This is a genomic window from Cupriavidus sp. 8B (genome assembly GCF_054589115.1).
Window position 1 is genome coordinate 32,813 of sequence record NZ_BAAILO010000377.1, and the last position, 18,193, is coordinate 51,005.

The following is an 18,193-nucleotide window of genomic DNA, read 5'->3' on the forward strand; positions in this document are numbered from 1 at the left end:
CAGCCCCGCGCGCGGCTGTGCGGGGCTGTCCGTGCCGGGCGCTTGCGCGCGAGCAGCCCGGCCGATGGTGGGGATGGTGGCCTCAGCGTGGTGGCTCCCCGGCAGGCTCCCCGCCTTGCGCCAGCGGCGCGCGCGTCGACAAGGCCTGCGCCAGGTCGACCAGCTTGATGAATTCGCCGCGGTAGCCGAAGCGGTCGGTGCCGCGCGCGCCTAGCGCCAGGGTGCGCGCATCGGCGTAGGTCCAGCTGCCGACATGATTGCCGCCGCGCAGCAACTGGCCAAAGCCGGCTACCGCCGTGGCGAAACGCAAAGCGTCGTCGGCCTGCGCCAGCGGCCGCACCGAGGCGGCCTGCACCGGCAGGTCGATCAGCTCGCTGGTTTGCGCCTGCGGCAGCTTGTAGCGCAACTTGATGTGGGCCAGCTCGCCGGCGATGCCGTTGCCCGGCCGGGCGGCGGGGCTGGCCGGCTGGTAGCGCAACGGGTCGATCAGGCCTGGCTGGCCAGCCAGCGTTAGCTCATACAGCGCCGTCACGGTGTGGCCGGCACCGATATCGCCGGCATCGACCTGGTCGTTGTTGAAGTCCTCGCGCTTGAGCGCGCGGTTCTCATAGCCGATCAGGCGGTACTCCTTGACCGTGGCGGGGTTGAACTCGACCTGGATCTTGACGTCGCGCGCCACCGTGGCCAGCGTGGAGCTGAACTCTTCCACCAGCACCTTCTGGCCTTCCATCAGGTTGTCGATATAGGAGTAGGCGCCGTCGCCGGCGTCGGCCAGCTGCTCCATCAGCTGGTCGTTGTAGTTGCCGGTGCCAAAGCCCAGCGTGGACAGCGAAACGCCCGACTTGCGCTTCTCCGCGACCAGGGCCTTGAGCTGGCGGAAGTCGGTGATGCCGACATTGAAATCGCCATCGGTTGCCAGCAACACGCGATTGATGCCGCCCGCGATAAAGCTCTGCTGCGCGGCCTGGTAGGCCAGCGCGATGCCGCTCGCGCCGGCGGTCGAGCCGCCTGCCACCAGGGAGTCGATGGCCGACGAGATGGCGGCCTTGTCGCTGCCCGGCGTCGGCGGCAGCACCACGCGCGTGCCGCTGGCGTAGGTCACCAGCGTGATGCGGTCCTGCGCGCGCAGCGCGTTGGTCAGCAGCTTGAGCGAAGACTTCAGCAGCGGCAGCTTGTCGGGCGAATACATCGACCCCGACACATCGACCAGGAACACCAGGTTGGCCGCCGGCAGGCTGTCGCGCGCCGCGTCGGCCGCCTTGATGCCGATGCGCAGCAGCACGTTATGCGCTTGCCATGGCGCGGGCGCGGCGTCGGCGTGCACGGCAAAGGGACGGCCGTCGCGTGGCTGCGCGTAGTCGTACGGGAAGTAGTTGATCATCTCCTCCACGCGCACCGCGTCGGCCGGCGGCAGGCGGCCGGCGTTGAGCAGGCGGCGCACATTGCTGTAGCTGCCGGTGTCGACGTCGATGCTGAAAGTGGAGACGGGAGCTTGGGCTACCTGCTGCACGCCGTTCTCGTCGATGGCGCCATAGCGCTCGCGGTCTGGCCCGGGCTGCGGCTGCGGGTAGGGCATGGGGCGAACCATCAGCGCCAAGGGCGCCGCGGGCTGGGCGTGCATGGCGGGTGCGCGCGCATCCGCAACGGCCCCGGCGATCGCCTCCCTGGCGGGGGACGCCGCGTCGCGGGCTTTTGCCGCGGGCACGCTTTGCATTGGGGTGGCTGGGGCAACCGGGGGCGGCGCGACCGGCTGCATGGCCGGGGCTGCGTTGTCGGCTCGCGCGGGCGAATCCGGCGGGGTAGGGGCGGTGGTGGAATGACCACCGCAGGCGGCCACCGCGAAGGCAATGGCCAAGGCTCCCAAGCGCTTAAGCATGTTCTTTTCTCCTGAAGGGCCGCGCCGGCGATGCCGGCGGCAGGGCGCTGTCAGTGAAACGAGGCAGCCTGGCGCAAGGGGTTAAGCGCGATCAAAAAAAAAGCAAGAACTGGCCAAGACCCGGCGCGCAGGTCAGTCCAGCCGGATGTCGGCCTGCTTCACCACGGTCGCCCAGCGTGCGCGCTCGGCGCCGAAGAACTTGTTGGTTTCCGGCGGCGTCATGGTCACCACTTCCGCGCCCTGGCCAGCGAGCTGCGCGCGCACGTCCGGCGAGCGGATGATGCGGATCAGCTCGCTGCTGATGCGCGCCACCAGCGCATCGGGCATGCCGGCCGGCGCCATCACGCCCTGCCAGGTGCCAGATTCGAAGCCCGGCACGCCTTGCTCGGCAATGGTCGGGACTTGCCCCACCAGCGGCATGCGTGTTTTCTTGGAAACGGCGATCACCTTCAGCTTGCCCGCCTGCACCTGGGGCAGCGTAGCCAGCATGCCGTTCATCAGCACCTGGGCCGTGCCGCCCACGGTATCGGCCACCGCCTGCGCGCCGCCCTTGTAAGGCACGTACTGCCATTTCGCGCCGGTGGCTTGCGCCACCGCCACGCCAGCCAGGTGCGGCGCGCTGCCGATGGCGGTCACGGCGAAGTTGAGCTGGGTGCGCTTGGACAGATCCACCAGCTCCTTGAGGTTGCTGACCTGCACCGAGGGATGGACCACCAGCAAATGCGGCGAATACGCCAGCATGGAAACGCCCTTGAGGTCCTTGCCCGGATCGAAGGTGAGCTTGGTATAGACGGAAGGGCTGATGGCCAGCGCGCCGACATCGCACAGCAGCAGCGTGTGATTGTCGGTGCCGGCCTGCGCGACCATGGCGGCGCCGATATTGCCGTTGGCGCCCGGGCGGTTATCTACCACGATGGGCTGGCCGAGGGCTTCGCCGAGCTGGCGGCTGATCAGGCGGGCGATGATGTCGGAGGAGCCGCCGGCGGGGTAAGGGACGACCAGCCGGATCGGGCGGGTGGGCCAATCGGCGGCTTTGGCCGGGGACGAGAGCAGGGTGCCGGCTGCGCCGAGGCTGCCCAGCGTGGCGGTGGCGCCCAGGGTCGAGAGTTGGGTCAGGAAGGTGCGGCGGTTGCTTGGCATCGGCTTTGTCTCCAGATTTGTATTAGTTGTATGTTGTCGTATCTGTTGGATCATAGCCGGAAGTCCCGGGCGGGTCCAGGGCATTTTCCTGGCAGGGTTTTCGGTGTGGCGGATGGCGAACCTGAGCGGCGGGGCGATGGGTTTGATGCAGAAAGCCAGGCGGCACATCATCTGATACGATAACTTGCCCAGTAAAAAAGCCTCTTCCCGCAGTGTGAGGGAAGAGGCTTCCTGATGATCCCGGCGAAGCGCCAGATTGTTATTGCTTTGCCTTCCTTGCGTACTCCCAGCCCATTTCCGCCATCGGCCGGGCACGCTTTCCGGCATCCGCGGCCTGCGCGGACGAAGCCGTCCCGTCCACCACGCGCTTCATGATCCCCTGCAGGATGCCGGCAATGCGGAACATGCTGAAGGCCAGGTAGAAATTCCAGTCGCCCGTGATGGGCCGGCCGGTGCGTTGCTCGTAGGTGCGCCGGTAGCTTGCCTCGTCAGGGATGCCGAGCCCGGCATGGTCCAGGCCGGCGATGCCGCGGAACTGGCCTGGGGCAATGTGCCAGCTCATGCAGTGGTAGCCGAAGTCGGCCATCGGATGCCCCAGCGTGGACAGTTCCCAGTCGAGCACGGCCAGCACGCGCGGCTCGGTGGGGTGGAACATGAGGTTGTCCAGCCGGTAGTCGCCATGCACGATGGACGTGAGATCGGCGTCTTCCTGCGGGATATGCTCGGGCAGCCAGGCTATCAGGGAGTCCATGGCGGGGATGCTCTCGGTCTCGGACAGCTTGTACTGCTTGGTCCAGCGCTCGATCTGGCGCGAGAAGTAGTTGCCCGGCTTGCCGTAGTCGCCCAGGCCGATGGCCTTGTAGTCGACGGTGTGCAGCGCGGAGATGACGCGGTTCATCTCGTCGTAGATGGCGCCGCGCTCGGCCGGCGTCATGTCGGGCAGGGACTGGTCCCACAGCACGCGGCCGGCGACGAATTCCATGATGTAGAAGGCGCGGCCGATCACGGTTTCGTCTTCGCACAGGGCGTACATCCTGGCGACCGGCACGTCGGTGCCGGCCAGCGCGGCCATCACGCGGTATTCGCGTTCAATGGCGTGGGCCGAGGGCAGCAGCTTGGACTTGGGGCCGGGCTTGGCGCGCATCACGTAGGTCTGGCCCGGCGTGACCAGCTTGAAGGTGGGGTTGGACTGGCCGCCCTTGAACTGCTCGATGGAGAGCGGACCGGCAAAGCCGGCCACATGCTCGCGCATCCAGGCTTCCAGCGCGGCCATGTCGAAGCGTTGCTGCTCGGCTACCTCGCGGGTGCCTTCGAAATTCGAAACGTTGGTGCTCATGCTGTCTCCGTGTTTTCGGTATGTTCCGGGTTTTCCGAGATTCGAATCTGTCTTTTTTTTCCGTCTGCGGCGTGGCTAGCTGGCCGGCCGGCGCAGGCCGCGAAAGCGCAGGTACTGATGCAGCAGCACTTCCATGGTGGTGTGGCGCGTACCGCTGTGCACCGGTGTGGGCGGTGAGTAATTCATCATGCGTACCACCCAGTCCAGCGGCTCGTCGCCCACGTCCAGCACGTTGATGCAACCGGCGGTTTGCATCAGGCTGCCGTAGAACACGCGGCGCCCGCAGGTAATGGCGTGAGAGAGGATGGCGCGGTTGGTGCCGCCATGCAGGACCAGCAGGGCGGTGTCCCAGTTCGGGTCGTCGCACAGGCGGCGCAGCGCGGGCAGCACGCGGTCGAGGAATTCGCCCACGCTCTCGCCATCGAGGAAGCGCTTGTCTTCCGGCACTTCGCCTTCAAAGGCGCCGATAAACGCATCGCGCAGCTTGTCGTCACTGATGCCTTGCAGCTTGCCGCCGCGGATTTCCTGCAGCTCGGGCCAGGTTTCCATCGCGGCGTCGGCCATGCCGGGCAGTTCCGCCAGCACGCGCTCGGCGGTTTCCACCGTGCGCGGCAGGCCGCTGACGATGATGCGGTCAAAGCGAATGTTCTCGGCGGCAAAGGCGCGGCCAGCCGCGCTGGCCTGTTCGCGCCCGGTCTCGTTGAGCGGCACCAGTTCGGGCAGCGCCGGGCGCCCGGTCTCGTCGAAGTAGGTCACCGCGCCATGGCGCATCAGGTAGACGCGGCGGCGGGGCGAGGGCGGCAGTTCCATGCAGGTCTCCGGTGCTTGTGCTTTTGTGCCCGTCTGCGCGGGCATCGTTGGCGTGGCATTGCGAGGCCGGGTGCGCGCATGGGCGAACCCGGCGCAGAGGTTCAGCGGTAGTTCGGCTTGCGCTTTTCCAGGAAGGCGCTGATGCCTTCGCCGCCGTCCTTGTGATGCAGCGCGGCCACGAAGCTGTCGCGCTCTTGCGCCAGGTGCTCGGTCAGGCTGGCGGTGGCGGCGTGGTTGATCAGGCCTTTGATGCGGCCCATGGCATGCGGCGAGCGCGCGGCCAGCGATTCGCCCAGGCGCAGCGCTTCGGTCAACGCCTGGCCGGGCGGCACCACGCGGTTCACCAGGCCGAAATGGGCCAGGCGCGCCGCATCCACGGGCTTGCCTTCCATCATCAGTTCGGAGGCGAGCTGGCGGGGCAGCGCGCGGGCCAGCTCGTACGAGCCGCCGCCGTCAGGCGTCAGGCCAACGTTGACGTAGGCCATCACGAACTTGGCGTCGCTGGCGGCCAACACGAAGTCGCAGGCGAGCACCAGCGAGAAGCCGGCGCCAGCAGCGGGGCCTTCCACGGCCGCGATGATCGGCTTGGGGAAGGCATGCAGCGTTTCGATCCAGTGGTTCAGGACTTCGATGCTCTCGGCCTGCACCTCGTGCGGCTTGGCGCGGTTGCCGAGCAGGCGGTTGAGGTTGCCGCCGGCGCAGAACACGCCGTTGGCGCCGGTGATCACCACCGCGCGGATTTCGTCGTCGCGCGAGGCCAGCTCAAGCGCTTCCTGCGAGGCCGCGTAGATGTCCGGATGCAGCGCGTTGCGTGCTTCGGGGTTCGAGATGGTCAGCACCAGGGTGGTGTCGACGCGTTCGGTGAGCAGCTGTGCGGTCATGGTGGCCTGTACGGATGAGCGAATGCAACGATGCAAATGCGGTGTCGGATACAAAACGACCGCAGGCCCAAAACAAGCCTGCGGTCGCGGTTCTTACTGCTCTTCGGCCAGCAGCGACAGGCCTAGGCCGGCGCGGCGCCACAGCCACGGGCTGGGGCGGTAGCGCATGTCGCCGGTCAGGCGCTCCAGGTTGCGCAGCACGGTCAGCACCAGGTGCGGGCCGATGACATCGCCCAGCGCCAGCGGGCCCTTGGGGTAGCCCAGGCCGAGGTTGACGGCGAGGTCGATGTCGACTGGCGTGGCAATGCGCTGCTGCGCGATGTCGCTGGCGATGTTCACGATGCAGCTGATGATGCGCTGGGCCACGAAGCCGGCCGAGTCGCGGATCACGGTCACGGGCACGCCGTCGCTGCCGAACAGGCCGTGCGCGGCCTCGCGCATGGCGGCAGACGTGGCCGGCGTGGTCATCAGGGTTCGGCGCTTGGTGGCTTCAAACGGCAGCAGCGTGTCGATGGCGACCACGCGGGTGGGGTCCAGGCCCTCATGCAGGGCACAGGTGGTGGCGTCCAGGCCCAGCGGCGTCACCACGATCAGGGCGTCGTCCGAGGGCCGGTTGCCGGCTTCGGGCGTGATGCCCAGCGAGAGCAGCAGCTTGACGGCCATGCCATGGCCGCGTTCGTCGTTCAGGCTGACCCAGACGCTGGCCGGGCGCGCGCTGGGCACGGCGGCGGTGGCGGGCAGCTGCTTCTGGCCGTCCACGTAGCGGTAGAAGCCGGCGCCGGCCTTGCGGCCGATCAGCCCGCCCACCGAGCGGATCGCGGTGATGGGCGACGGGCGGTAGCGCGGTTCCTGGTAGAACTGGTTGTAGATGGATTCCATCACCGGGTGCGAGACGTCCAGCCCGGTCAGGTCCATCAGCTCGAAGGGGCCCATGCGGAAACCCGCCTGCTCGCGCATGATGGCGTCGATGTCGGCAAACTCGGCCACGCCTTCCTGCGCGACCTTCAGGCCTTCGATGTTCATGCCGCGGCCGGCATGGTTGACGATGAAACCGGGCATGTCCTTGCAGCGCACCGGGGTATGGCCCAGGCGGCGCGACAGCGCCATCAGCGCGTCTCCCACGGCGGGGTCGCCGGACAGGCCGTCGATCACCTCGACCACCTTCATCAGCGGCACCGGGTTGAAGAAGTGATAGCCGGCGATGCGGCCCGGCTGCTTCGCGCCGACCGCGATCGCGGTGATCGACAGCGACGACGTGTTGGAGGCGATCACGGCATCCGGACGCAGGATGGCTTCAAGCTTGGCCACCAGGTCACGCTTGACTTCCAGCTTCTCGACAATGGCTTCGAGCACCATGTCGCAGCCGGCCAGGTCTTCCAGCGCATTGCAGGGCAGCACGCGGGCCAGCGCGGCGGCGCTGTCCTCGGCGCTCATCTTGCCCTTCTCGGCCAGCTTGGCGAAGGTATCCTGCAGGTATTGCCGGGCAGCCGCCACGGCTTGCGGGTTGGTGTCGTACAGGCTGACGGTCAGCCCGGCCTGCGCGGCGATCTGCGCAATGCCCCGGCCCATGGCACCGGTGCCGACGATGCCCAGCGAGTCAATGGTGAAAGTGCTCATAGTGCGTCCAGAGAAGTGTGGTTAAATTAGCACGATCGTACGTTTTCTGCATCATCTGCGACAGTGGGGCGATGCAGGCGGCGTGCGCTGATCGGCCAACGCGGACCGCCAGAGTCTGTCATGGCACACAATGCCTGCTTGTCAATGTGCGGGCAGGGCACCTTAGCCCCTGATTTCATCGCGATCCACCTGGTGGGTTGCCAATCACGCAATAACGAGGAGAGAGAGACGACATGCTGAAGCTCTGTGGTTTTGCCGCCAGCAACTACTACAACAAGGTCAAGCTGGCTTTGCTGGAAAAGAACCTGCCGTTCGAGGAGGAGCTGGCCTGGATCGGCAAGACCGATCTCGAAGCCTCGCCCCTGGGCAAGGTGCCCTACATGATCACCGATCACGGCCCGCTATGCGAGTCCGAAGTACTGGACGCGTATATCGAGTCGACCTACCCGCAAGCGCCGCTGCTGCCGGCCAGCCCCTACGAGGCTGCCAAGGTGCGCGAACTGGTGACCTTCCTGGAGCTGTACCTGGAGCTGACCGCGCGCGAGCTTTACCCCGAAGCGTTCTTCGGCGGCAAGGTCAGCGACGGCGTCAAGGAACGCCAGAAGAAGCTGCTGGAGCGATATATCCCCGCCTTCGGCAAGCTGGCGAAGTTCTCGCCCTACCTGGCCGGCGACACCTTCACGCTGGCGGACTGCGCCGCCGTGGTGCACTTCCCGCTGATCTCGTCGTGCACCAAGATCATCTACGGTACGGATATGCTGGCTGACTTGCCAGTCAAGGAGTACCTGAAGCGGATGGGCGAGCGGCCCACCGTGCAGAAGATGAACGCGGATCGCAAGGTGAATACCGAGCTGATGCTGAGCGGCCGCAAGTAAGCCAGGGATTGCACCAGGCAAAACGCCCGCGATCCGCGGGCGTTTTGCATTGATGAGTTGGCGGGGTTTGGGTGGTAGCGGCTCGCAGGACCGATACTGATCAAATAACCAGCGCCGAACGCAGGCCCACAGGCGCTTACAGCGCCTTCAACCGCTCCAGCGCCAGCGCCAGCGTCTCTTCCCTCTTGGCAAAGCAAAAGCGCACCACGCCAGACTCGCGCGGCTGCGAGTAGAAGGCCGAGACGGGAATCGCGGCCACGCCGATCTCGCGCGTCAGCCACATCGAGAAATCCGCCTCGCTCATGTCCGAGATGGCGGAGTAGTCCACGCACTGGAAGTAGGTGCCGTCCGACGGCAGCAGCTTGAAGCGCGTGGTGGCCAGCCCGCTGCGGAAGAAGTCGCGCTTGGCCTGGTAGAAGGCCGCCAGGTCCAGGTAGGGCGCCGGATCCGCCATGTAGTCGGCCAGCCCATGCTGCACGGGCGTGTTCACCGTGAACACATTGAACTGGTGCACCTTGCGGAATTCGGCCGAGAGCGCGGCCGGCGCGGCCACATAGCCCACCTTCCAGCCGGTCACGTGGTAGGTCTTGCCGAAGCTCGACACCACGAAGCTGCGGCGTGCCAGCTCAGGGTGACGCGACACCGACTGGTGCGGCTGGCCGTCGAACACCATGTGCTCGTACACCTCGTCGGACAGCAACAGAATGTCGGTGCCTGCCAGCAAGTCGGCCAGGCGGTCCATGTCGCCGGCGCGCCAGATGGTGCCGGTGGGGTTGTGCGGCGTGTTGATCAGCAGCATCCGCGTGCGCGGCGTGATGGCGGCGGCGAGGCGGTCGAAGGGGATGCGGAAGTGCGGCGCGTCCAGCGCCACCGACACCACCTTGCCGCCGGCCAGCTCGATCGCGGGGATGTAGCTGTCGTAGCAGGGTTCCAGCACGATCACTTCATCGCCCGGGTGCACGGCGCACAGGATGGTGGTCAGGATGCCTTGCGTCGCGCCGGCCGTGACCGTGATCTCGCTGTCCCAGTCGTAGGCATGGCCGTACAGCTTGCCGATCTTGTCGGCGATGGCCTGGCGCAGCTTGGGCACGCCCGCCATCGGCGGGTATTGGTTCAGGCCCGAGCGCATCGCATGCGCGACGGCATCGACGATCTTCGGGTCGCAGTCGAAATCCGGGAAGCCCTGGCCGAGGTTGACGGCATTGCGCTCGGCGGCCAGCGCCGACATCACGGTGAAGATGGTGGTGCCGACCTTGGGCAGGCGCGAAATCGGCGGCGTGAAGGGAGCAAGGGTGCCGGGCTGGGCGGAGAGGTTCGTGGGCATGGGAAGCTGCGTCAGGCTAGGCGGTCGGGATGGGCGGAAAACGATGCTGGCATTCTAGCGGGGATCGGCCGGCGCCTGCGCCGTGGCCTCCTCACGCGCTGCCAGCCAGCTGCCGAAGGCCTGGGGCAGCATGATTTCCACGCCACTCTGGCGGCGCAGGCGGCCCTTGAGCTTGAGCACGGCCTTGTCCTTGGAGACCAGGCAGGCGGCCTGGGCAAAGTGCGCCAGCTCGATGAACTTCTGGTCGTCCGTGTCGCGGCAGCGCGGCAGGCGGGCGGCCAGCGTGTCGGCTTCGTCCGGGGTGGCGATGGCGGTGGTCAACCGGTCGACCGTGGCCATGGCGGCAGGAATATCGACGCCAAAATGGGCAAATTGCGGATAAGCCAGCACTCGGCGCAGCTCCTCGCGGCAATCGGCGCGGATCACCGCAGCAATGGCGCCGGCGTCCAGCGCGGCCCGGATGGGCTCGACATGCGGATCCACAAAGACCAGCAGGTCGACCCAGATGTTGGAGTCGAGCACGACCCGCGGCGCCAGCAGGCCGGGAACGGGGCCGGGGCCGGGAATGGCCTGCGGGGGCGGCGGGGAATTGACGGGTACTGCGGTGGAGTCGGGGTGCATTCGTTACAATCTGGCCTTTGTGTTTGCCGCGATTTTGCCATGCTCATCGTCCTGTCCCCTGCCAAGTCGCTCGACTACGAGACGCCCGCGCGTCTGAAGACCCATACGCTGCCCCGTTTTATCGACCGCTCGGCGGTGTTGATCGAGCGGCTGCGCAAGCTCGCGCCACAGGATATCGGGGCGCTGATGGACATCTCGGACAAGCTCGCGGTACTCAATGCCACCCGCTATGGCGACTGGTCGCCGGCGTTCACCGCGGCCAACAGCAAGCAGGCCGTGCTCGCCTTCAATGGCGATGTGTACGAGGGGTTCGACGCGTCCAGCCTGTCGGCCGACGAGCTTGGCTTCGCGCAAAAACATGTGCGCATCCTGTCCGGCCTGTACGGCGTGCTGCGCCCGCTCGACTGGATGCAGCCCTACCGGCTGGAGATGGGCACGCGCCTGGACAACGTGGCGGGCAAGGATCTCTATGCGTTCTGGGGCGATGACGTCACGCAGTTGCTCAACGATGACTTCAAGGCACAGAAGGCGGAAGGCAGCCCGACCCTGGTCAACCTGGCCTCCGAGGAATATTTCAAGGTGGTGCGTCCCAAGGTGCTCGGCGCCAGGATTGTCACGCCGGTGTTCGAGGACTGGAAGGGCGGCCGCTACAAGATCATTTCGTTCCATGCCAAGCGGGCGCGCGGCTTCATGGCCCGCTACGCGGTGACGCATCGCATCACCGAGCCGGCCAAGCTCAAGCGCTTTGCCGAGCACGGCTACGTCTTTGACGCCGCGGCTTCCGACGATGCCCGCTGGGTCTTCCGCCGCCGCCTGGAAGACTGACACGCGCTCCGGCTACGGCCTATCGCCCCCGAACCCAGCGCCAGGGATGGCCCACAGGCTTCCCGGCACGCACCCTCCGAGACGCCATACCATGAGTTCAGCCCTGCATATTTCCGCCAGTTTCGACGCGGGCGCCATCGAAGTCGAATCGCTTGCGCAAGCTAGCGACATCCGCCTGCGCATCCGCGCCGACTCGCACGCCGAGTTCCGCCAGTGGTTCCATTTCCGCCTGCAGGGCGCGGGTGGCCAGTCTTGCCGCCTGCAGTTCCTCAATGCCGGCGACTGTACCTACCCCGACGGCTGGCGCGGCTACCAGGCCGTGGCCTCCTATGACCGCGCGCACTGGTTCCGCGTGCCGACCAGCTTCGATGGCAGCACCATGACGGTGGCCTTCACGCCCGAGCACGACAGCGTCTGGCTGGCCTACTTCGAGCCGTACTCCGAAGACCGCCACCTGTCCCTGCTGGCCACCTGCCAGCGTTCGCCGCTGGCGCGGCTGTCGCACCTGGGCAGCACGGTAGACGGACGCGACATGACCGCGATCACGGTCGGCACGCCCGGCGACGGCAAGAAGACCATCTGGATGATCGCGCGCCAGCATCCCGGCGAGACCATGGCGGAGTGGTTCTGCGAGGGCGTGCTGCAGCGCCTGACGGGCACCGGCATGTGGGCCGGCGACCCGGTGGCGCGCTGCCTGCTGGAGCGCGCCGTGTTCCATATCGTGCCGAACATGAATCCCGATGGCTCGGCGCGCGGCAACCTGCGCACCAATGCGGCCGGCGCCAACCTCAACCGCGAATGGATGGCCCCCAGCGAGCAGACCAGCCCGGAGGTGTATCACGTGCGCCGCGCCATCGAGGCCACCGGCTGCGACATGTTCTTCGACATCCATGGCGACGAGGGCCTGCCCTATAACTTCGTCGCGGGCAGCGAGATGCTGCCCGGTTTTACCGAGGCGCAGAAAGCCGAACAGCTTCGCTTCATCGACGCGTTCAAGCGCGCGACGCCGGACTTCCAGGACGTGCACGGCTACGCTGCCAGCAAGTACAACCAGGACGCGCTCAAGCTGGCTTCGAAGTACATCGGCCATACCTTTGGCTGCCTGTCGCTGACGCTGGAGATGCCGTTCAAGGACAACGCCGACCAGCCCGATCCGGTGGTGGGCTGGAACGGCGCGCGCAGCGCCTTGCTGGGCGCGGCGTTGCTGCAGGCGGTGCTGGCGCAACTGGGCTGAGGATGCGCGGCCAGGCGCCAGGCCGCCCCCAAACGGGCCGCAGGCGCCTGGCCAGGCCTTAGTGCGCCTTCTTGGTGGACTTGCTCGTGGTCTTGGCGCCGCTGCTCTTGGCGGTCGATTTGCTGCTGCTCGACTTGGACGAGGTCGACTTGGTGGCCTTGCCCGAGCTGGACTTGCTGGCCTTGCTGCCTTTGTGGCCCTTGCTGCTGGTGGCCTGCCGCGTACTGCTGCTGCGCACCGCGGGCGCTGCCGCCGGCTCGCTGATGACGGTGCCGCTGCCATCGAGCAATTCATAGGCCAGCATCATGCCGTCGGCATAGCCGCAGCGTACCTTGACCGGTTCCCACTGGGCTTCGGCGCGGCGCTTGTGGGCGGTCGCGGAGAATGTCACCACGGAGCTGACGGGCACCGCTTGCTTGCCTTGCGAGAAGCGGCCGTCCCATGGCTCCACGGTAGCCTGGCCGGCGCCGAGCGCGCCGGTGGGGATCTTCAATGCGTCGTAGGTGGCCGAGCGTGGCACCACCCAGCTGGCGTGCGCGGCGCAATCGGCCACATCCGCGCTGGCATTCTCGGTCTGCATCAGTTGCTCGCGCATCTGCGCACGGTACTCGGCCAGGCTCACGCGGCCTTGCGCGGGCAGGGTCACGGTCTTGGTAGGCGGTGCGGCGGTGGCGGGCGGGGTCGGCGCGGGGCGGCTGGATGTGGAGTTGGCAGCGGCTGCCTTGGCGGCCGGGGTGGCGATGCCGGGGGTCACCACGGCGTCGCGATCGTTGAGCGGGGTATCGGCGCAGCCCACCAGGGCGATCGCACCTGCCACTGCAGCAGCGAGCGCACACAGCCGGCTGCTGAGGAGGTCAGAGATTCGTCGGATCACGGGATCGTCTTGCTTTGGAGCATAAGGGGTTGGCAAAGGTCTGCCATGATAGAGGAAACCCATGCAGCAAAGTTCCGAAATCTCCCGACTTTAGGGTTCTGCCCGAAGTGAAAGCATGCGGGATGTGCAGCAGAGTGCAGCGTTCTGCCCGGCTGCACGGGCCGCCCGGGGATGGCGGCGCGAGGTGTGAGATAGGAGTGGGGTGCCGGTGAGGCCTGCCACGCATTGCGCGGCGGGCCTCCCGGTTTTCAGCGCCTTCAAACTTGAAAACGCTGAATCGCTCAGATGGTCTTGACGAAGACCTTGAGGTCGTCCAGCAGCGCGTTGAGGTCGGCCTTGAGCTTGCCGAAGCCCGCGTTGTGCACCAGGCCGACTTCGTCCATGTACAGCTTGCGGTTGATCTCGATCTGCAGGCTGTGGCGCTTTTGCGCCGGCTGGCCCACCACGCGCACGATTTCCACGCCCTTGTAGGGGTGGTTGCGCCAGACGTCGTAGCCCATGTCCTTGAGCACGCCTTCCACGCGGTCCGTGAAGCGCGTGTCGCAGGTGGTGCCGTCGCGGTCGCCCACCACGAAGTCCGGATGCTGCAGCCCGGGATGCTCGGTGGCGTACTGCGCCGCCTCGCTGGGCATCGAGTGGCAGTTGATATGCCAGGCGCTGCCGTGCGTGGCGACGGCCTGATCGGCCAGCTTCTGCAGTTGCGCATAGTAGGGCAGGTAGTACTGCGCAATGCGCGCCTGCACCTCGGCCACGCTCAGCTTGCGGTCGTAGATGGCCTCGCCGGTATCCAGCACGCGCCACACCAGGCCCTTGCCAAGACGGGTCTTGGAGGTTTCCTGGCGCGGGCCGGGCCAGGGCGCGTCGAGCACGGCTTCGTCGATTTCCTCGATGCCGCGGTTGGCGTCGAGGTAGCTGCGCGGGAAGCCCGCGCACAGCAGCGCAATGCCGCGTGCGGGAGCGTCGGCGTACAACTCGTCGACGAACGTGTCTTCGGCCTGGCGCAGCAGCGACAGGGGCAAGCCGGCCGCCGGCCGGAAATCGGCCGGGTAGCTGGTGGCGCTATGCGGCGAATCGAGAAAGAGCGGGCTGCTCTCGCCTTGCGGCAGTTGCAGGAGGTAAGGGCTGAGCCCGGTCTTTCGGTCTGCTTCCGTCATGATGTGCGTCGTTTAATCCAGGGTGATCTTGGCTGCTGCGGCGATGCGCTTGTTCTTCGCCACTTCGGTCTTGATCTGCACGGCGAACTGCGCCGGCGTGTTGCCAACCGGCACCGCGCCCAGCTTCTCCAGCTTAGCCTTTACTTCGGGCAGCGCCAGTACCTTGACGGTGGCGTCGTGCAGCTTGGCTTGCACGTCGGCAGGCAGGTTGGCCGGCGCGATCAGGCCGAACCAGGCGGCGTCGTTGACTTCGGGCAGGCCGAGCTCGGCAAACGTCGGCACATTGGGCAGGGCCGGCACACGCTTGGGCGAGGCCACGGCCAGGGCGCGCAGCTTGCCGCCTTCGATGAACGGCAGCGAGGACGGCAGGTTGTCGAACAGCACTTGCACCTGGTTGGCCAGCGCATCGTTCAGCGCCGGGCCCACGCCCTTGTACGGCACGTGCAGCAGTTCGGTCTTGCTGCTCATCTTGAACAGCTCGCCCATCATGTGCGAGACGCTGCCGTTGCCGGCCGAGCCGTAGGCCATCTTGTTCGGCTGGGCCTTGGCCAGCGCGATGAAGGCCTTCATGTCGTTGGCCTTCACCGCCGGGTTGATGCTCATCACGTTAGGCACCGAAGCCAGGTTGGTGATGGTGGTGAAGTCCTTGGTTGCGTCATACGACAGGCGCGGGTACACGGCCGGGTTGATGCCGTGCGTGGAAGCGGTGGCGATGCCCAGGGTGTAGCCGTCCGGCGCGGCCTTGGCCAGGTAACCGGTACCAATGCTGCCGCCGGCGCCGCCGCGGTTGTCCACCACCACGGTCTGGCCCAGTTGCTGGCCGAGCTTGTCGGCCACGATGCGCGCCACGATGTCGGTGGTGCCACCTGCCGGGAACGGCACGACCAGCGAGATCGGCTTGGTCGGGTACGTGCCCTGGGCAGCGGCCGACAGCGACAGGCCGGCGGCGGCGGCGCCAGTGGCGGCGGCAAGGAGGCGGAGCATGTTACGGCGTTGCATGGTTCGGTTCCTGAATGGACGGAGGAGAGGAGGAAAGGGCTTGACGCGATGAAAGCAACTAAAGCGATGAAAGCGGGGAAAGGAAAGGCTTCCCTGATTCTGCTTGTTCGTGCAGTCACACCGCAAACGAAATAAAATCGTGCGATCATTCCGTTTGGTAGCGAAGTAAGGGGTTATCTATGCGACGCTTATGTCCGTCGCTGACTGAATTGCAGGCTTTCGAGGCTGCCGCACGCTACAACAGCTTCACCACCGCGGCGCGGGAGCTCCACGTCACGCAGGGTGCCGTGAGCAAGCAGGTGCGCAGCCTGGAGGCCTTCCTTGGCGTGGAACTGTTCGAGCGCGTGCGCCAGCGCCTGATGCTGACCGATGCCGGCCAGCGCTACCTGGACCGCATCCGCCCCAGCCTGACCGAGATCGAGGCCGCCACGGTGGAGCTGATCGCCAAGCAAGGCCGGGGTGGCACCCTGCACATCGCCAGCATGCCCACGCTGGGCGCCAAGTGGCTGATTCCGCGCTTGCCGCAGTTCTTCGAGAAGCATCCCGACGTCAGCCTTGAATTCGTGCCGCACGCGCAGGGCTACGACTTTTCCCAGCCCGACCTCGATGCCGCCATCCGCTTCGGCGACGGCATGTGGCCTGGCAGCCTGGCCGACTACATGACCGGCCGCGAAGTCCTGCCCGTATGCCGCCCGGCCCTGCTGGCAGGGGAGCCCGAGGGCATGGCGCGCGCGCCGTCGGGGCTGCTGCGCTTCTCGCTGCTGCACCACACCACCGTGCCCGAAGCCTGGCCCGACTGGTTCGCCGAGCTTGGCGTGGCGACCCGCAAGGCGTGGAGCGGAGCACGCTTCGACCAGTTCTCGCTGCTGACCCAGGCGGCGATGTCGGGGCTCGGCATCGCGCTGATCCCGCGCTGCCTGATCGAGGAGGAGCTTGCCACCGGCGTGCTGGTGGTGGCGCATCCGGCGCGGGTGCTGAGCAAGAAGGGCTACTACCTTTGCTATCCCGAGCAGAAACAGCATCTGCCGGCGCTGCAGACCTTTCGCCAATGGGTGATGGAAGGCGTCGACGTGGTGGCGTGAGCCGCGCGTCCCCGCTGTAATCAAAACTTACGCTTTTCCGCGACGGTTTTTTCCGCCCGCCTGCGTTTAAGAGACATGACAGACATGACAAGCCTGCGCGCGAAGCGGCGCCAGGCTGTGGATTGTGGACTGGAGGCTCTCATGCGCAGGTCAATTGCCCTCTCATCTAGCCTGGCCCGCCTGGGCGTTGCCATGACGGCGGCGTTCGCGCTGGCGCCGGCATTCGCGCAAACCATCGTGATCGCGCCCTCGGCGCCCCCGCCGATGCGCCAGGAGGTCCTGCCGCCCGCGCGTGGCGGCTACGTCTGGGATCCGGGCCACTGGCAATGGCGCAATGGCGCCTACGTCTGGCTGGTCGGGCATTGGCGGCCTGCCCGGGCGGGCTACCGCTGGGTGCCGGGGCACTGGGTGGCGCGCGGCCCGCAATGGCGCTGGGTCGAAGGGCATTGGGCGCCGTGACCGGCATGACATGGGTCAAGCGCGAAGGCAGTAACCACAGCAAGGGGAAATCGATGAAAAGCCTTCTGATCGCGGCGCTGGTCGCCGTCACGTTGTCTGGCTGCGTGATCGTGCCGGCCCGGCCTGCCTACTATCACTATCGCGCGCCGGTTTTTGTCTACTGACGGGGGAAGCCGCGCCTGCCCCGGGGGGCGGGCGCGGCGTGCGAGAAGGATGAACCGGCAACGCGGAACCACACCCATTGAGCGACACAGATCCGGACGATGCGCTGCTGGCGCGGGTCGGCAAGCATGACGCAGCCGCGGTGCGCGAGATGGTCTCGCGCAAGCTGCCACGCGTGCTGGCGCTGGCCACGCGCATGCTGGGAGACCGCGGCGAAGCGGAAGACGTGGCGCAGGAAGTCTTCATGCGCTTGTGGAAGCAGGCCGCGCGCTGGCAACCCGGCCGGGCGCGCTTTGACACCTGGCTGCATCGGGTGGCGCTGAACCTTTGCTACGACCGCTTGCGCGGCACGCGCGAGCAGGCCATGGATTCCTTGCCGGAACCCGCGGCGTCCGGGGCGGGGCCCGAGGACGGGCTGGATGCAGCGGCGCAAGGCGCGCGCGTGGGCGCGGCGCTGGCTAAGCTGCCGCCGCGCCAGCGCGAGGCGCTGGTGCTGCAGTACTACCAGGAGTTGCCCAATGGCGAGGCCGCCGCGCTGATGGGCATCAGCATCGAGGCGCTGGAAAGCTTGCTCGCGCGCGCACGCCGCAACCTGCGCGACTTGCTCATGCAGGACGGCCATCACGAGGACTTGCGATGACACCTGAGAGATTTCACGCACTGACCGAGAGCTATGGTGCCAACCCGGCACGCTGGCCCGAAGGGGAGCGGGCCGAGGGCCAGGCCATGGCCGCCGCTCCCGGGCAGCTTGGCGCGTTGGCCGAAGCTGCCGCGCTCGACCGTTTGCTGGCCGCGCATGAGGTGGCGGCCCCGGATGCGGCGTTGCAGCGCCGCATCGCCGCGAGCGCGAGCGCGAGCGCGAGCGCGCCGCGCGCGCCGTGGTGGTGGTCCGGGCTGGGCCTGGCCGGCGTCGGCCGGGCCGGC

Annotated in this window: 18 protein-coding genes; 7 read left to right on the top strand and 11 right to left on the bottom strand. The window is 67.0% G+C overall.

The genetic code is table 11. The features are described from left to right. Positions 1-82: 82 nt before the first annotated feature. The 6 genes from ACYP5B_RS34930 to ACYP5B_RS34955 all read right to left on the bottom strand — a co-directional run bounded on the left by ACYP5B_RS34930 (position 83) and on the right by ACYP5B_RS34955 (position 7,660). Positions 83-1,876, bottom strand: a complete 1,794-nt coding sequence (locus ACYP5B_RS34930; protein WP_459572706.1) for a vWA domain-containing protein — start codon at positions 1,874-1,876, stop codon at positions 83-85. Positions 1,877-2,008: 132 nt separating this feature from the next. Beyond that, a complete protein-coding gene (locus ACYP5B_RS34935; protein WP_267606043.1) occupies positions 2,009-3,016 on the bottom strand; it encodes a Bug family tripartite tricarboxylate transporter substrate binding protein in 1,008 nt (335 codons plus the stop codon). Positions 3,017-3,275: 259 nt separating this feature from the next. Then, complete coding sequence (locus ACYP5B_RS34940; RefSeq protein WP_400097873.1) at positions 3,276-4,352, bottom strand: phosphotransferase; 1,077 nt, start codon at positions 4,350-4,352, stop codon at positions 3,276-3,278. A 75-nt stretch (positions 4,353-4,427) separates the two neighbouring features. Next, positions 4,428-5,162: a histidine phosphatase family protein gene (locus ACYP5B_RS34945; RefSeq protein ID WP_459572707.1), complete on the bottom strand. Its 735-nt coding sequence runs from the start codon at positions 5,160-5,162 to the stop codon at positions 4,428-4,430. Between the two features lie 101 nt (positions 5,163-5,263). Further along, positions 5,264-6,043 carry an oxepin-CoA hydrolase, alternative type gene (locus ACYP5B_RS34950; RefSeq protein ID WP_400097871.1) on the bottom strand — a complete coding sequence of 260 codons (780 nt, stop codon included), beginning with the start codon at positions 6,041-6,043 and terminating at the stop codon, positions 5,264-5,266. A 93-nt stretch (positions 6,044-6,136) separates the two neighbouring features. Next, positions 6,137-7,660, bottom strand: coding sequence for a 3-hydroxyacyl-CoA dehydrogenase (locus ACYP5B_RS34955; RefSeq protein WP_459572708.1), 1,524 nt, complete (start codon positions 7,658-7,660; stop codon positions 6,137-6,139). 233 nt (positions 7,661-7,893) lie between these two features. On the opposite strand from ACYP5B_RS34955, the gene ACYP5B_RS34960 reads away from it, so the two are divergent. Beyond that, positions 7,894-8,535 (top strand): glutathione S-transferase, encoded by a 642-nt coding sequence (locus ACYP5B_RS34960; RefSeq protein ID WP_318236071.1) that lies wholly within the window; start codon positions 7,894-7,896, stop codon positions 8,533-8,535. Positions 8,536-8,671: 136 nt separating this feature from the next. Here ACYP5B_RS34960 and ACYP5B_RS34965 read toward each other — a convergent pair whose 3' ends face one another. Further along, positions 8,672-9,859, bottom strand: a complete 1,188-nt coding sequence (locus ACYP5B_RS34965) for a pyridoxal phosphate-dependent aminotransferase (protein ID WP_400097867.1) — start codon at positions 9,857-9,859, stop codon at positions 8,672-8,674. Between the two features lie 54 nt (positions 9,860-9,913). Continuing rightward, entirely contained in the window at positions 9,914-10,480 is a 567-nt protein-coding gene (locus ACYP5B_RS34970; protein WP_459572709.1) for a putative toxin-antitoxin system toxin component, PIN family, read from the bottom strand. A gap of 39 nt (positions 10,481-10,519) precedes the next feature. On the opposite strand from ACYP5B_RS34970, the gene yaaA reads away from it, so the two are divergent. Then, the gene (gene yaaA, locus ACYP5B_RS34975; RefSeq protein WP_459572710.1) at positions 10,520-11,305 is read left to right on the top strand and encodes a peroxide stress protein YaaA; all 786 of its coding nucleotides are present in this window, start codon (positions 10,520-10,522) and stop codon (positions 11,303-11,305) included. A gap of 91 nt (positions 11,306-11,396) precedes the next feature. Further along, the gene (locus ACYP5B_RS34980; protein ID WP_459572711.1) at positions 11,397-12,539 is read left to right on the top strand and encodes a M14 family metallopeptidase; all 1,143 of its coding nucleotides are present in this window, start codon (positions 11,397-11,399) and stop codon (positions 12,537-12,539) included. Between the two features lie 58 nt (positions 12,540-12,597). Here ACYP5B_RS34980 and ACYP5B_RS34985 read toward each other — a convergent pair whose 3' ends face one another. From ACYP5B_RS34985 to ACYP5B_RS34995, 3 genes are all read right to left on the bottom strand, one after another. Next, a complete protein-coding gene (locus ACYP5B_RS34985; protein ID WP_459572712.1) occupies positions 12,598-13,413 on the bottom strand; it encodes a BspC domain-containing protein in 816 nt (271 codons plus the stop codon). Positions 13,414-13,694: 281 nt separating this feature from the next. Next, entirely contained in the window at positions 13,695-14,567 is an 873-nt protein-coding gene (locus ACYP5B_RS34990) for an N-formylglutamate amidohydrolase (RefSeq protein WP_459572713.1), read from the bottom strand. 12 nt (positions 14,568-14,579) lie between these two features. Next, a complete protein-coding gene (locus ACYP5B_RS34995; protein ID WP_459572716.1) occupies positions 14,580-15,566 on the bottom strand; it encodes a tripartite tricarboxylate transporter substrate binding protein BugE in 987 nt (328 codons plus the stop codon). A gap of 179 nt (positions 15,567-15,745) precedes the next feature. On the opposite strand from ACYP5B_RS34995, the gene gcvA reads away from it, so the two are divergent. From gcvA to ACYP5B_RS35015, 4 genes are all read left to right on the top strand, one after another. Beyond that, positions 15,746-16,648, top strand: a complete 903-nt coding sequence (gene gcvA, locus ACYP5B_RS35000) for a transcriptional regulator GcvA (protein WP_267606055.1) — start codon at positions 15,746-15,748, stop codon at positions 16,646-16,648. A gap of 141 nt (positions 16,649-16,789) precedes the next feature. After that, positions 16,790-17,107, top strand: a complete 318-nt coding sequence (locus ACYP5B_RS35005) for a YXWGXW repeat-containing protein (RefSeq protein WP_459572717.1) — start codon at positions 16,790-16,792, stop codon at positions 17,105-17,107. 241 nt (positions 17,108-17,348) lie between these two features. Then, entirely contained in the window at positions 17,349-17,909 is a 561-nt protein-coding gene (locus tag ACYP5B_RS35010; RefSeq protein WP_318238193.1) for an RNA polymerase sigma factor, read from the top strand. Continuing rightward, positions 17,906-18,193: hypothetical protein (locus ACYP5B_RS35015; RefSeq protein WP_459572718.1), on the top strand; the 288-nt coding region annotated here is incomplete at its 3' end. The genes ACYP5B_RS35010 and ACYP5B_RS35015, both read left to right, overlap by 4 nt.

Coding starts and splice junctions, on each gene's coding strand:
- ACYP5B_RS34930 (WP_459572706.1), bottom strand. CDS start 1,876: ATGCTTAAGCGCTTGGGAGCCTTGGCCATTGCCTTCGCGGTGGCCGCC.
- ACYP5B_RS34935 (WP_267606043.1), bottom strand. CDS start 3,016: ATGCCAAGCAACCGCCGCACCTTCCTGACCCAACTCTCGACCCTGGGC.
- ACYP5B_RS34940 (WP_400097873.1), bottom strand. CDS start 4,352: ATGAGCACCAACGTTTCGAATTTCGAAGGCACCCGCGAGGTAGCCGAG.
- ACYP5B_RS34945 (WP_459572707.1), bottom strand. CDS start 5,162: ATGGAACTGCCGCCCTCGCCCCGCCGCCGCGTCTACCTGATGCGCCAT.
- ACYP5B_RS34950 (WP_400097871.1), bottom strand. CDS start 6,043: ATGACCGCACAGCTGCTCACCGAACGCGTCGACACCACCCTGGTGCTG.
- ACYP5B_RS34955 (WP_459572708.1), bottom strand. CDS start 7,660: ATGAGCACTTTCACCATTGACTCGCTGGGCATCGTCGGCACCGGTGCC.
- ACYP5B_RS34960 (WP_318236071.1), top strand. CDS start 7,894: ATGCTGAAGCTCTGTGGTTTTGCCGCCAGCAACTACTACAACAAGGTC.
- ACYP5B_RS34965 (WP_400097867.1), bottom strand. CDS start 9,859: ATGCCCACGAACCTCTCCGCCCAGCCCGGCACCCTTGCTCCCTTCACG.
- ACYP5B_RS34970 (WP_459572709.1), bottom strand. CDS start 10,480: ATGCACCCCGACTCCACCGCAGTACCCGTCAATTCCCCGCCGCCCCCG.
- yaaA (WP_459572710.1), top strand. CDS start 10,520: ATGCTCATCGTCCTGTCCCCTGCCAAGTCGCTCGACTACGAGACGCCC.
- ACYP5B_RS34980 (WP_459572711.1), top strand. CDS start 11,397: ATGAGTTCAGCCCTGCATATTTCCGCCAGTTTCGACGCGGGCGCCATC.
- ACYP5B_RS34990 (WP_459572713.1), bottom strand. CDS start 14,567: ATGACGGAAGCAGACCGAAAGACCGGGCTCAGCCCTTACCTCCTGCAA.
- ACYP5B_RS34995 (WP_459572716.1), bottom strand. CDS start 15,566: ATGCAACGCCGTAACATGCTCCGCCTCCTTGCCGCCGCCACTGGCGCC.
- gcvA (WP_267606055.1), top strand. CDS start 15,746: ATGCGACGCTTATGTCCGTCGCTGACTGAATTGCAGGCTTTCGAGGCT.
- ACYP5B_RS35005 (WP_459572717.1), top strand. CDS start 16,790: ATGCGCAGGTCAATTGCCCTCTCATCTAGCCTGGCCCGCCTGGGCGTT.